General features: G+C 65.0%; 5 protein-coding genes. 3 read left to right on the top strand and 2 right to left on the bottom strand.

Annotation, left to right across the window (positions count from 1 at the left end; all coding sequences use genetic code 11):
• The first annotated feature begins 1,747 nt into the window (after window positions 1-1,747).
• From ACPDIT_RS04615 to ACPDIT_RS04605, 3 genes are read left to right on the top strand one after another with little or no spacing between them, the layout of a single operon-like run.
• Entirely contained in the window at window positions 1,748-2,278 is a 531-nt protein-coding gene (locus tag ACPDIT_RS04615) for a hypothetical protein (protein ID WP_423441988.1), read from the top strand.
• Window positions 2,275-3,342, top strand: coding sequence for a hypothetical protein (locus ACPDIT_RS04610; protein ID WP_423441986.1), 1,068 nt, complete (start codon window positions 2,275-2,277; stop codon window positions 3,340-3,342). Before ACPDIT_RS04615 ends, ACPDIT_RS04610 begins: the two co-directional genes overlap by 4 nt.
• Window positions 3,343-3,395: 53 nt before the next feature.
• The gene (locus ACPDIT_RS04605) at window positions 3,396-3,809 is read left to right on the top strand and encodes a hypothetical protein (RefSeq protein WP_423441984.1); all 414 of its coding nucleotides are present in this window, start codon (window positions 3,396-3,398) and stop codon (window positions 3,807-3,809) included.
• Window positions 3,810-4,289: 480 nt separating this feature from the next.
• Here the strand turns inward: ACPDIT_RS04605 and ACPDIT_RS04600 are convergent, their stop codons facing one another.
• Both ACPDIT_RS04600 and ACPDIT_RS04595 read right to left on the bottom strand, forming a co-directional pair.
• Complete coding sequence (locus ACPDIT_RS04600) at window positions 4,290-5,087, bottom strand: SDR family NAD(P)-dependent oxidoreductase (RefSeq protein WP_423441982.1); 798 nt, start codon at window positions 5,085-5,087, stop codon at window positions 4,290-4,292.
• 685 nt (window positions 5,088-5,772) lie between these two features.
• A complete protein-coding gene (locus tag ACPDIT_RS04595) occupies window positions 5,773-13,704 on the bottom strand; it encodes a lamin tail domain-containing protein (RefSeq protein ID WP_423441980.1) in 7,932 nt (2,643 codons plus the stop codon).
• Window positions 13,705-13,966 lie beyond the last annotated feature (262 nt).

The following is a 13,966-nucleotide window of genomic DNA, read 5'->3' as shown; positions in this document are numbered from 1 at the left end:
AACACGAGCTGATAACACGAGCCGACGCAGTTGGACGGACAGCCCTTGAAAGTGTTGAGCCGCGCGACGCACTCCTCCTTGCCAGGAATCGCTACACTTTGGCCCACCAGAGTCAACAGTCCCATCAGGCCGCCCAGAATCAGGATCGGCCGTCCATCTTCGCAACAACCCTTTGGATCATGCGCATTGCCTCCTTTCCTTTGCGCGGTTCGTTTTACCCGAGGTCTCGCGAGGACATCCCTTCGACTTGCTCGCCTGGCGCGCAGTCCTTACCCGCTCCGTTCGAGCTCTCCGGGAGGAACATGAGCATCCATTCCCATGGACAGATCAAGATGACAGCCCGCTCCATCACATTGGCCCTCCGGCCCGGCGGGCCCAATGCCCCGCCGTCGTCATGCAGGCCGCATGTTTGGGCCTCAGAACTCTGCCTCCAGAGTCTCATTAGCGGGTATTGTTACTGCTCTTCTACTCCCGGCCGGCACCATCCGCAAGGGGCAAAATGAGGACAAAAGCGGAAGTGCAAAAAAGGCGACAACGTCCCGGGGCGTCAATGCGGGGTTTGGGCTGCGGCTCTCCGGCCTGGATGGATTTGCCGGACTTGCCAGCAGGCTTGACCGTGCCCGGTTACCCCCGGCAGGGACTCCGACAAGGTCCCGCCACCCGGCGAGCCCGCAACGCTCCGGCCAGCCATTGCACATCCACCCTACGCGGATGAATCCGGCCGCGCCAAACTGCTTGGACCGCCGCGCGAGGCCGGGCCGCCCGCAGGCGAACACCACCTTCCCTGGTCGGGGTTTTGCCAGAGCCGGGACCCCCGGACCTCTCGCTAACAGGCCGCCACCTTGCCCTATCGCGGACCCCCACCGGGTTGGGGACACAAAGAGGATGCCGGGCGCTTGTCAGGGCGACGGAACGTACCCCTCCGACCGAAATCACACTTCAGCTGGCAACCCGCGTCCGGTGTTGGCGCAGCTGTCCCTCGAGTCAGGCCGTCGAATACTTCCCGCCCTAAAAGGGCGGAACTCGGGGTGAGGATGCCCGCCCCTTGCAAGGCCCACGGAGTTACGCCCTTTCAGAGGGCGGTGGGTTTTGCAGACCGAATACCCGGTGTCTTGGCCCGGGCTCCCGAACTGAATGCGCCTGCGGCGCGGGGTTGAGCGCGCGCGATCTGTGGGCAGCGGCGGGCGCGATTCGTTTGTGAGTCCCGAACTCAGAGGTCCCCGCGGGATGCCATGGCCCCTCGGCTTTCCCGTGCCCGGGAGGCTCCCAATGCCCCCGCTTTCGCGATGTCCAAAAGCTGAAATGCGCCGGTGCCCCTTGTTCCTCGCCACGTTGGGCTTGACCATCCCCACCAGCAGCGCCACGAGCAATCTTGGGCTGCGCGACGTCCGGGAACGCCCCGGGTCTCCGCAGAGCGAAGGGATAACCCGCAGACCCTCCTGCCGTGGCGGCGGGACAGAGTCCGTTCGCAACAGCATACCGGGCACACGAGGTCCGGAAAAAGGCCCGGGAACCTGCTCGCGAGGAGGGGTCATGAGGAGGCAACGCCGGGTCGGAACGGCGCTGGTCGTGGCGAGCGCGGCCACTGGTCCATGGCTGTTGGCAGCCTCCCAATCCCTCGGGCAGGGCCGGGGTTCAGAGGTGACCCAGGATCCCCTTCTGCCCCTGTTGGAGGCTGTACGGTCCAAGCAGCTTCTGGAGGGCGGCCCCTTTTTGGTTGCTTGCCCGGGATGAACCGCCCTGGCCCGTGTTACCGCCGATGGGGCGAGACTTTGCGCTGCCCGTGTATGCGCTCCAGGATCCCGGACACTATGTTGTCGATGATCGGTCGGTCGATTATGCGGCCCTGGTGGAGCTGGACAAACTGCTGAGGGAGGCCGAGCAACGGCTCGGCCTCGTTCGCCCTTCGGACGTGGGCCCCGCCGTGCGGTTGCCGCGAAGCTCCATCGGAGGTTCGGGAAACGGGATCCAGCCTTGCGGAGGGCCGGGCGGTGAACGGGATCTCTGGCTGGAACTTGTGACTGTCACGAATCAGGCGGGCTGGTTCAGGATCCACACGCCCGAGGCCGGTGCCGCATACGATCTGTTCGCCACCACCAACCTGAGTCCCTTCGGGGCAGAATTGAACCTTACGAATTGGAGCTGGCTGCAGCGGACCTTGCCGTACCAGACCAACCTGCTTCTCACAAACCTGACCGCCCCGCGATTTATTTTCGGCTTGCCCGGACCAATGATTTCGACGGTGGGGGCCTGTCGGATGCCTTCGAGCAGCGGATGACCCACACGGACCCGGAGGATCCGGCGGATGACCGGATCGGTCCCGGGGTGGGGATCGTGGTGGTGGATTCTGTGACGACCGAACAGCCGGCGAACCGGACCGCCCGGTGGCGGGTGTGGCTGCAGGGCGGTTACCTGGGCCAGCCCCTGATCGCGGCCTGTCGGCTGAGCGGCTCAGCCCGCTTGGGGACCGACTTTCAGCTGGCGCCGGCCACGCCCAATCCCACGGAGGTAGGGGTCACGCTGCCGCCGGGTCAGCCGGCTGTGGAGATCGCCCTCGACACGGTCCAGGATCTCGAACCGGAGTGGACGGAAACCGTCACCCTGACCCTGACGACCAACGCCAGTCCTTGCGAGATCGAGCCCGGCCAGTCCTCTGCCACCGTGTGGATTCTGGGGCCCTACACCAAAACGTTCATCACGGTGGCCGACTTCAACCACGGCGTGCGGATTGGCTTGCTGGCGGCTCAGGGGTTAGGAGACGGGCAACTGCAGTTCCAGTCCCAACTTCCCTCTCAATTCCCGTTCCTTGCGGTGGCGTGCTCAGGTCAGGGTACCCTCGTTCGGATCAACACCACCAACGGACAGGTCGTGGGCGAGTATCTCACCGCTCCGGCAGGGCTGCCGCATCCGCCGGATCCCTCTCGCACAACCGTGGATCAGTTCGGTAACATTTGCGTGGCCAACCGAAGAGACACGCTGGAGATCCGGGGTAGAGGGTACGGCTCCATGACCCGGATCGGGCTGACCCTCGGCGGCAGTCGATTCTCCAAAAGCAACGGCGCGTTCTATCCCGACCCCGACGGGCTCTACATCGCGCTCTCCAATGCAGGGTACAACACCTGTCTCGACCGCGACGGCGACGGCTTCACATACACCTCGCAGGGGTTGGCCGACATTTTGCCCTGGACCAACCGTCGGGACCCGGCCACGGGTGTGGATTCGGCCGGTGGCGTGTCGAGTGCCGAGGACGAAGCGATTACCGCGTACGTCCGCGTGCCTTGTGTCGGTACCAGGACTGTGGCCGTGGACAGGAGGAATGAGATTTGGGTGGGCGGCTTTTAGCCTCCGAACCCCACCTGCAGGTCGACGGACTCATCCCCTCGTCATTGTGGGAAATGGTGGTGCATTCCGGGGCAGATGGCTACGGCGGCATGGTCGATGGTGCGGGAAACCCATGGTCCTCCGAGCGGGGCTGTAACATTCTTCTGCGCGTGCATTTGCCCGTAAGCCGTCCCCCGGAGGAAAGCCGGGACGGGGAGTGGTTGTCCGCCGAGGGCATCTGCAGGTATGGCATAACACTCGATCCCATCCGGCCTTACCTTTGGCAGCGTAGTGGCGGCAGCTACGTGTGCTGCTGGCACACCATCGGGACTCCGGTGACTTACAACCAGGGCCGGGTCCTGCCCCATGAGCACGGCGGCCCCAGTTCCCAGAGCCTGGTCGTCGATTCCCGGGGACATGTCTGGGTGGCCCACGGGCACCACGGCAACACCACTGTGGGACACTTGGCCCCCAAAACGGGGCGTTGATCAGTTTGGTCCCGCTCCGCTTGCCCGAGTCGCAGGCAGAGTACTTCTCCAACCGCGGCTTGTCCGGGGCCCCGGTTTCACCCGGGCTGAAGCGCACTTGATCTCCACTCGTGCGATGCGACGCCTCATCCGGGCCTGCCTCCGGATGGTTTCTCCGCGCGGTGGATCGATGACTTGCAGACACGCACCTGGGGCCTGCATACCATCGGGGTCGCCACCGACCCCGGAGCCGGCATCGAGTGGGCAGAAGAGATTTCTCCCTGGAAAACGACGCTTGCGAATCAACGGCGGCACGGATGCCTTTGGAGAGTTGGGCCCTTTCCGGGAGCCTGCGCAGCGCCCTTGAAAAAGCCGTCCGGAATTCATTGCCCAACCGGGCTGAGGCGGCTCGGCACCCGGGATGGGTGTGGCCGCTTGTGACCAGCCAGATAGACTTGGACAGGAACCGATGATGCCGGAACAGCGATGGCCGCAAGCTGCCTAACATTGGCGATGGATTTTATGCACAGAAGCCTGGGCGGTGGGCTTGATGATCATTTCGTCGATGCACACGTGGGGCGGGCGGCTGGCGATCCAGACCATGGCCTCGGCCACGTCTTCGGCGGTGAGCGGCTGAAGCCCTTCGTACACTTTTCGGGCGCGCTCGGCGTCGCCCTTGAACCTCACCAGGGAGAACTCGGTCTCGGCCATTCCGGGATCGAGGGAGCACACCCGAAGTCCGGTGCCGCAGAGCTCCAAACGCAGTGCCCGTGTAATCTGTCGTTCCCCGGCCTTGGCGGCGCAATAGGCGGCGCCGCCCTCGTAGGCTTCGTGACCGGCAACCGACCCGATGTTGAGGATCACCCCACCCGGATGGCCGAGCATCAGGGGCAGGGCCGCCCGCGTGACCCGGAGCAGACCCAGGACATTGGTTTGGAGCATGGTCTCCCAGTCGCTGTCCTTGCCCTCGGCGACGGGATCCAGGCCGAGGGCGCCGCCGGCATTGTTGATGAGCACATGGAGGGGCTCGGGGTGGGCGCGACCCGCGCCGAGGCGGTCGCGCACCCACGCGAAGAAGGCCTCCACGCTGTCTGTTTTGGTGACATCGAGGACGTGGGCGTGGGCCTCCGGGGCACCCGCGGCCCGTGCTTCCGCTGCGACCTGCTCCAGTCGTTGCAGGCGCCGGGCTCCCAGCAGGAGTCGCGCACCCACGGCGCCGAAGGCACGCGCTGCGGCTGCGCCGAACCCGCTCGAGGCGCCCGTGATCAACACCCACTGCCCGCGCAATCGGTCCTGCATGCGGCCGTTGTACGGAAAGCGAGCCTGTCCGGCAACCCGGGAGAAAGAGTTTCAGTGACCGATTCTCTCGACGGCAGCTTTTTCGTGCCGGCCAGCGCACGCGGGCTCCGATCGAAGCACCCTGAAATCCGGAATCGATGAGTAGAAACCGGTGCAGCAGGTGGCTCTGATCGAAGTCCGCTTCCGGGAGGTTCAAGGGAACCGCCGCTTCGAAAAGTGGCACGGGCTTTCCTCTTCAAGCTCGCGGAACCGTCGGGCTTCCGCCGGGTTACCTGACCCGGCCTTCGGTTCTGGCGAGCCTCGGTGCCCATGCCCGCAGGGATGGCCTGATCTCCGCGATCGTGAGCGCCCTGCGTCCTCGTGCGTCCCCGAGTCCGGTCGATGTTCAACCGCGGGGTCGCTTGCGCCGACACACCCGCGGGGCGCCATCGATTTCCCCGGCCAGGTTGCTCTGTTGCGCTGGCAGCAGACCCCGGGGCTGCTACTCGAAACGGTGCTGGGTTGGTGGCTTCGGCCCGACCGGACTTACCGAGTAACGTCGTGAGCCCCGGGAGTTTTGCTCGGGGGATCCGTTCGACCCCCACGGTCTGGACCGGGGTCGCCGCGGATTTCCAACACTGAGTCCGAAGGTCCGCGGCCCGCCGTATTGAAACTCCACGAGCCTTACGGGGAATTGCCTCCGTGCTCACTCCACCAATCGGGCCCGATAGTACCGCGGGCTGACCCGGCTGGCCACAGGGTCGTAAAAGAGTGAACCCGTCTCGGACGTTTGGAGACGGCCAATCTCCGTCCAATCAAGCAGGTTCGTGGAGGCTTCCACGGCGTACCACCGCCCCGGTTCTCCCCACAAGACGCCCACGAATTCCCCTTCTTCTGACCAGCCCAGAGCCTCGAGGCGCGGCGGTTCCACCACTTGGAGACGGGCCGGATCGCTGCGAACGGCGCCCACGGCATTGCGGACTTCCACGGTGTAATCGCCGGCGTGGGCATGGCGTACAGGATCGATCACCAGCAGGGGGGCAGTGGCACCTTCGATGGGTTCGCTCCCGAAGTACCACTGGTACATGAGCGGGGGATCTCCGGTCGCAGCCACACGGAATTCGAACCGTGTGCCGGGCACTGCGAATCCGCCGGAGGGAGGCAGCGTGATGACGGGTGGGGCCTGCACCGTTAATTGGGCCACGGCGCTGGTGCTGCCGGCCGCGTTCGTGATCAGCACGCGGTAAATGCCCGCATGGAGGGGAGCCGCAGCCGAAATCCGGAGCGTGGCCGATGTCTCCCCCGGCAAATCCAGGCCGTTGTGTTGCCATTGATACGACAAGGGCATGGTGCCGGTGGCCAGGACCGTGAAGAGGACTTCGTCGCCGACTTTCACGATTTGGTTGGTGGGGGCGGCCACGATTTGCGGCGGCACCCAGACAACGAGTTCGGCGGGCGGGCTGAGCACGAAGCCGAAGTCGTTGGCCACGCGGACCCGATAGGACCCGGCTGCGTTGGTGGATGGAATCGCGAGGACGAGGATTTGATTGGTGGCGTTGGGCAGGGGCTGGTTGTTGTGGAGCCACTGGTATCGCAGGGGCGGTGTGCCGCTTGCTTCCACGGTGAATTCAACCGTCTCACCCAGCACAGCAGTTCGGGATTGCGGGGGCGTCAGGATGATGGGCGGGTCACCGGCAGCGGGGTCGTTCGTCCGGCCCGGGGTGGGAGCTTCGGCTTTCCAATGTGCCGGGTCATTGCCATAAAGGTCCGGTCGAATTCGTTGCAGGGAGGCACCGCCTCCGGCCGCTGCGGAGGGCCAGGGCGCGGTTGGTTGATACTGCACGCGGTCCACCGGGTAGTAGGGGACGAAGCCGGCGTCAGGGTGCGGCGGGGCCTGGGGAGTGTCGGGGCGCAACAACTCGAGAGGCTCGCCCTCGTTGGCCAGGCGGCCTGTATAAGGGCCCAGGATGGAGGTCGCGTTGGTGCCGTAGCGGGCCCGGAAAAGGCCCAGCATGCTGGCATTGGTTTGAGGATCAAAGGGGACCAGCACCACGTAACTTCCTGCCGGCATCACGAAATTCGGCGGGAATTCGTAACTGATCGCATTGGCCAGGCGCCAGCAGTTGCTCGGAAAGGCGGGGTCGTAGAGGGGCACGTTGGTGGAGGCCAGGTTATGGAGTTCGACAAACTCCAGCAGGCTGCTTTCGGCGGCGTTGGTGTCATCGAAGGGGTGATACATGATCTCGTTGATGACGACGGGACCGACGAGCGGCGGTGCATTCGAAGCTCCCTGGCCGGCACGGAACTGGGCGACATTCGTCGGCTGGAGCACGCCAAAGGTTGGATGGGTCAGCAGTGTGAAATCGAAACCCTGGCTGGTGGGGTGGATGCCCCAGGGGATACCGTTGGGGGCGGGACCGAAGGTGGCCGAGGCGCGATAGCCGGTCAACTCGCCCGAGGGCGTGGCCTGGAAAAGATGGACGGCATCGCCGCGGGCGGAGTTGAAGCTGAACCGGGGCGGAGCGTCCTGCTCGCCATCGGGCGATCCAAAATCCACCTGGTAGAACGCCCGATAGCCGCGGGCCGGCAGAATGGTACCGTCGGGAATGCGGTAGCGTTTCGGATCGCTTTCGCTGTCGCTGAGGAACCAGCCGCTCAGGTCCACCGGCGAATCGGTCGGGTTGTACAGCTCGACTGCATCTTCGTAGGGTGGGTCGGTGTGGGACAGCACCTCGTGGATGATGACGTTGGTAAGGAGCAGGTGGTTGGCGCTGTTGGGGGACGGGACTTCGAAGGCAACGAGGTTTGTGCCGCCATCGGGCAGGCGTCCCTGCGAAAGGCCGGCAGCCAGGAAGCCGAAATCCACGGCATCGACCAGTTGCAGGTCGGGGCTGTACAGACGAATGCTCTCGCCCATTCGGTCGAGGGCGAATGGCAGGTGATGGGGCCCGGCCCCAGGGTTCCCGTCGGCGTACAACCGGACCCAACGATGGCCACCAATGAAGCTCAGAGGGCCGAGGCGGGCGCGGGTGCGGAGGGGCAAAGCGGGTGAGTCTGTCAGGTACAGGCCGGTGAGACTGACCGGTAAGGAACTGGTATTGTAAAGCTCGATCCAGTCGGGCTGGCCCGGACTCGCGGTGCACCATTCATTGATCCGGAGGGCGCTGACCGGACCCAGGATGGCGGGAGGGGCGTTGGAGGCCACGGGTGTGACTGCGGACAACAGGGCCCAATCGACCTCGGTCCGTCCGATGGGCAGGTCCGGGACCTGGAAACCGTACTCGACGCGATCCAGCACCTGTCCGAGGGCGTTGAGCAAGAGGACCTCGCCGGCCTCTCCGTCCAGGTTGAATCCCGTGTTGTGGGCAGCCGCGGGTACCCTCGTGGCCGGGCGCGAGCCGTCGCACCAAACGACGAGATAGCCGCCCGGGGGCAGGCTCAGGCCCGGCGGAAAGGCCCAGCGATCTGCCTCCCTGGTGGAGCGGGCCAGTGCCAGACCGTCGAGGCTCGCCGTGCCGGGTCCCGGGTTATAGAGCTCGACAAAGTCTGCGTACTCGCCCCACGGGCTCAGGACGGCGCGGCTGTTGCGGGCCAGGATTTCGTTCAGGCGTGGTCCGGTCCAGGTGGCGAGATAGTTGGACGCGCCCGGGCTGGCGGTGCCGGGGAAACGGGTGACGGACGGGGAGCCATCCGGGTACCTTCCTTCCGAGATTCCCTCGGGTTGCGGACCGTACGTGAGGCGGTCAATCAGCTCGGCGCGGTCCGTGTACAAGGCGAGGGAATCCCCCTGGGCCGGCAGGGAGAAGCCGAGAAACTCGGGGCCGGCACCGGCGGCGGCCTGCAGCTGGACGAATCCGCCGGGCGCGACAAACGAGAGCGAACGAAGTTGGGTCAGGGCGTTGCTGGTGGCCACATAGAGGCCCTGCAAGCGGACGGGCAGGGAAGCGCGGTTGAACAATTCGATCCAGTCATTGGCGCCCGGCACCGGGTTGGCGAGCCACTCGTTGAGACACAGGTTCGTCTGCGAGGCCAGGGGGGCCGCCTGGTTGGGAGCCCCGGGGGTCGGCAGCGACAGCCGCCACTCCTGATCCACGCGGCTGAGTGTGTAATCGGTCAGTTGCAGGCCGAAGCTCACCGCATCCACGCGGTTGGTCGCAGCGTCATAGAGAAACAGGGAATCGCCACGGCGACTCAGGGCAAACCCCGAGTGCAAGCCCGGTGTGTTGGTCCGGTTGTCACACCACACCACCAGGTATCCGACCGGGGGGATCGTGGTGCCCTCGGGGAAAATGAATTTCCGTGGATTGCTGTCATCCGTCAGGCTCCAACCGCCGAGGTTCACAGGGAGGTGACTACGGTTGTAAAGCTCGACCCAGTCGGGTCGGTCGCCTTCATGGATCACACTGCCTCCGTTGTCGGCCATGATCTCGCTGATCTCCACGGCGGCGGCTGGACCGGGAAGCGTCGGGGGCAGGCCGGGGCTCCCGTACATGCGGGAGCTGGCCTGCCAGGAGGCGGGCGCACTGGGATCGCCGCGCGGGTCCACCATTTCGAGACTGGCACCGCCGCCATCGGCCGCCAGCGGCCAGCCGTCCTCGTCGTCGTAGGTCACCACCAACACGGGATTGCCGTTCCGATCGAGCAGGGTGATGCGCTCCCCTCCGTTGGAGAGGTTACCCCGGTAGTACCCGAACACCGGTACACCCGGGTAACGCGCAGCGAACGCCGCCGGGTTCGCGTTGTTGGCCAGAACCAGAATGCCCCCCGGCGGCAGCACGGTCCCCACGGGAAACACAAAGTCGATGCCGTCGAAGCTGAAACCGCTCAGGTCCACGGCCCGGGAGCCCTGGTTTTGCAATTCGACAAACTCATAAGCCTCGCCGCCCGGCGGGTTGTAATTGATTTCCGTGATGGCCAGGGGCAGCCCAAGTTCGGCAACCACGAAGGTCGCTTCGTTCAAAGCGCTCCAGGTGCCTCCGGCCAGGACCCGCGCCTTGATGGTGACGGTGCTCTGCAACGGAATCGGTCCACTGTACGGCTGAGCATCCGCGGCGATGGTCCCGGAGTAATAGACTCGGGGGTCCGTGCCGTTGGTGGTGTAATAGATGGTGCCCGTGCCCGGATTGTGCAGATACAGCCATGTGCCGCGGGCGACCGGTCCGCCCGCGGTGATCGTCCCCGAAATGCTGCCCAGCCGAAATTCCGGGGCGTCCACGCCTGGGTACAACCCCGCACTGCGCAGTTGGTTCAGGACGGTGCCGGGACGGTTGACGAAGTACGATGTGACCATCCGCTGGTTTTCGGGCAGCCAGTGGGTCTCGCGGGTGTAGAGAACGTAGGTGCCGTCCTGCCACGGATGCACATCGCGTCGGTAATCACCCCACCGACAGGACTCGGCCACAATGGGTTTGTAGAGGAGATTGGACCAGTAGAACCAGCGGGCCAGGTTGGCCTCGCGGGTCAGGGCGCCGCCCGGGGCGATCAGGTGCTTGTGGACGCGGTCGGCAAAGTCGAGTCGGTACTGGGGGTTGTCGCGCAGTTTGGTGTGCAGGCCGGCGGGGACGTCCGTGTTGGCGACCCGGTTGATATCCTCGTTCAGCAGAATGCATTCGCCGTCCCACGGGAAGAACTGGAACGTGCCCCCCGGACGCCGGGGCCGGACCGCGTGCCAGTTCTTGTTGAATCCCCAGTCCTGGTGGCCGACGAAGAAATGCAGCAGGACATAGTCGATGTACTGGGGCACGTCCAGGTATTGTTTCATCCGCTCGTAATTGGCGTTGTCGGTCAGGTTGGTGATCGCCAGCATGGCATTGTAGGCGGTGGCGGTGCCGGCGCGCAGGATGCCCTGGTCGTACGCGTCGTACTCGTCGTCGTCCCCGCCGTAATACGCGGCTCCGAAGTGCTTCGTGGGTTGCTCACTGAGATCATACACGCCCCAGTAGAGACCGTTGAGGAAGAGGTGGACGTAGCGGTTGTGGCTGGCGATCCGACCCATGTCGCGAAAGGCGTGCTTGATCCAGGCATCCCGGAATCGGGTGGCACGGCTTCGCTGATAGGCGCCGGCGCCGTTGTTGGGGCTGTCCGACCAGTGGCGCCAACTGGTGTTGAAGTCCGGCCGCAGGACCACGTCGTCGAATCGGGTGACGGGGGACTCCGGAAACAGGGGGTGGTCCAGTACGGCGGGCCCGAAATCTCCGCGAAAGTTGAGCTTGAAGCCGTGTTTGGGATTCTTGCTGGGCTCGCGACTGGCATTGCCGTGGGCCTCGATTCCGGCGGTCGTGGCGAAGGCGGTCCGCCCGTCGGGCAGGACCAGTTCAACCGAGCAGGGTTTGTTCGGGAAGGATTTGTTGACGACGTTGGCCGCCCAGTACAGTCCGGTGGACTCGAAGAGATCCGCCGGGTTCATCACGATGGACAGGACCGGCAGTTCGAGGAGCCCGTCTTTGAGGTCCTGGAGTTTGGTGGGATCGATCGGAGCGCCGGGATTGTTCGGGTCGGTGCGCAGCGGATCCCAGTCCATTTCATAGTCGGCGGGGACGATGTTGTTGGGAAAGGTGTTGTAAGTACCCCACGTGGTCGGAAATCCCGGGGGGTTGGTGGGTTGTCGCACAACGGCTTCGAGGAAGAGGTAGGTGTGCGTGACGGTGCGCGAAGGAAGGTACCCGGGAGCGAACGCGGCAACGCGGAGAGTGGTCGTGTTGGTGATGCGGAGGGGGCCGGTGTAGACCCACCCCGTGGTCGCGGTGGGCTCCCGGCCGTCCAGCGTGTAGCGGACGGTCGCCTCGGGCAGGGGACAAGTGATCCAGAGGAAGAACGGCTCGGTGAACCAGCCGCGCGCCACATTCACGTGGGGTTCCGGCGTGATTCCGGTCAGGGTATTGGTGCTGTTGGGGGCGCCGGGAGTGGGGACGGGCATGTACGCCCACCGGTCCTCCGCGGTTCGGCCGTAGGCGATATCGCTGCGTTGCTCGGGGTAGGAGGGGGAGAAGACCGAATGCGGGTGGGGAGGATAATCCGGCGGATGGAGCGCCAGGTATTCCCCGTAATCGTTGAGTTGGAAATTGAGGTGCATGCGGTTGCTGCCCGCCGGTGTGCGGCGGTCCTTGCCCGAGGCAAAGACGACCAGATACTGTCCGGGGGCCAGGGTCACCGCTGGAAAGACCCACTTGCCGGGCTCGTCGGGATCATCCGTGAGTGACCAGCCCAACAGGTTCACGGTCTGGGGACCGCGGTTGTGAAGCTCGATCCAATCCTGAGGTTCGCCATCCTCGTCCCGCAAGCCGGTCACGTTGACGGCGACAAACTCGTTGATAATCACATCCCCGGCCTGGCCGGAAGAGTCCAGTTGAACGGACCAACTTCCTCCGGCAAAGCCGTTGGCGGGCAGGGCCTCGTCGGTGATGCCGTGACCGGCGGCCCACTGGAATTGGACGGAGCCCGGGTTGGGGGAGTCGAACGCGAACACGTAAGGTCCGGGGCCGAAGCCAACCACGCTGCGGGCGGGCTGGCCGTTCACGAGCAGGTCAGCGGCGTCCACGCCCCGGACCGGTTCGTTGAAGAGGACTTCGATCGAGGAAAGTTGGCCCACCCGGGCTCCGGGCACGGGAGTGAGGCGCTGGACCAACGGAGGGGAGGTATCCGCCACAAAGTACGTCCATTGAGCGGAGGCGTCGGTGGCGTCAAACGGCTGCCCGGTCAGGTCGGTGATGCCGTGCCCTTCGTCCCAACCAAAGGCCACCCATCCCGGGGGCGGCGGGGCAAACTCGAATACGTACACATTGGTCCCCGGCCCCCCGAGCAAGCGGTCGGCCGGCTGCCCGTTGACCCACAGATCCGGGGCGTCCACGCCCGTGACCGGTTTGTTGAACGTCAGGATCACATGGGTCAGGGCGGGGACCGAGCTGCCCGGGGCGGGCTCGATGTTGAGCAGGACGGGCGGCGTCGCGGGGGTTTTGAAGTGGACCAGCAGCTGCGCATCCCAACGCAGATCCGAACTGCTTCGCGTCACGTTGAACACCTGCACCGCCAGAACGTTTGTGCCCTCGCGCAAATAGGAACCGGGCGAAAGCAGCACGGGGAAGGACTCGAACGTGCCGGCCTCGTGAGCCGCGGAGGCCAGATTGGTGTAAACGGGGTTCGCAGGGGTCACGTTGGCCCGCGCGATCTCGGTGCCGTTGATCCAGGCCACGAACCCGTCGTCGTAATTCGCCAGCAACTCCAGCCTGTCCACCTGGCTCAAGTTCGTGATCACAAAGCCGGTGCGCAGGAAGAGACAGCTGTAGTTATTGCGCATGTCGCTCAAAAGGGTGCCGCCGGTGAGCCCTTCGCCGTAGTGGAACGGCGCGCTGCCCACCGTCCAGCCCGCGTCGTTGAAGGCGACCTGCCGCCAGGCAGAGATCGGGTTGGAAGCCTCGTTGGTGCCCTTGCGCCAGCGCCAGGCTGCCCCGGTCGGAATCAGCGTGACGGACTGTGCCTGGAGGGCCACTTCTGCCGCCATCCAACACAAAGCCACCGCCAGCAAACCGGATTTCGGGAATCCATGCGAAGATCGTGCGGAGGGGATTCCCTGCGGATTCCCTCCGCCACCCGTGGCGGAAACCGGGCTTTCCTCGAGCGGAAGGTTTTTCGAGGTTGCCATGTCCACCGGAATGTATTCAGGTCGAATCCGCGCTGCCATCGGATTTTCGACCGGGCCGGGAGGGGTTGCGGACGGGTCCTTTCGACGGCCCCGTGGCCGAAGCCCCTTGGAGGAACGCACGGCAGGCCACGCAGAATACCTGTCTGCGCCAGCTGGCCGTTGAGGCAACTTCACTGCCGGGGCGAACGTTCGGAGACGCATTTGACGGGCCCACGCCATTCACGGCCGGCGGATTGGCAAGCGCCAAGAAGCCGTCCGATCC

It is taken from the genome of Limisphaera sp. VF-2, assembly GCF_049537125.1.
In the GTDB taxonomy this organism is placed as follows: Bacteria; Verrucomicrobiota; Verrucomicrobiia; order Limisphaerales; family Limisphaeraceae; genus Limisphaera.
The sequence above is the reverse complement of the archived record's forward strand: the minus strand, read 5'-3'. Positions and strand labels throughout refer to the sequence as shown.

Coding starts and splice junctions, on each gene's coding strand:
- ACPDIT_RS04605 (WP_423441984.1), top strand. CDS start 3,396: ATGGTGGTGCATTCCGGGGCAGATGGCTACGGCGGCATGGTCGATGGT.
- ACPDIT_RS04610 (WP_423441986.1), top strand. CDS start 2,275: ATGACCCACACGGACCCGGAGGATCCGGCGGATGACCGGATCGGTCCC.
- ACPDIT_RS04600 (WP_423441982.1), bottom strand. CDS start 5,087: ATGCAGGACCGATTGCGCGGGCAGTGGGTGTTGATCACGGGCGCCTCG.
- ACPDIT_RS04595 (WP_423441980.1), bottom strand. CDS start 13,704: ATGGCAACCTCGAAAAACCTTCCGCTCGAGGAAAGCCCGGTTTCCGCC.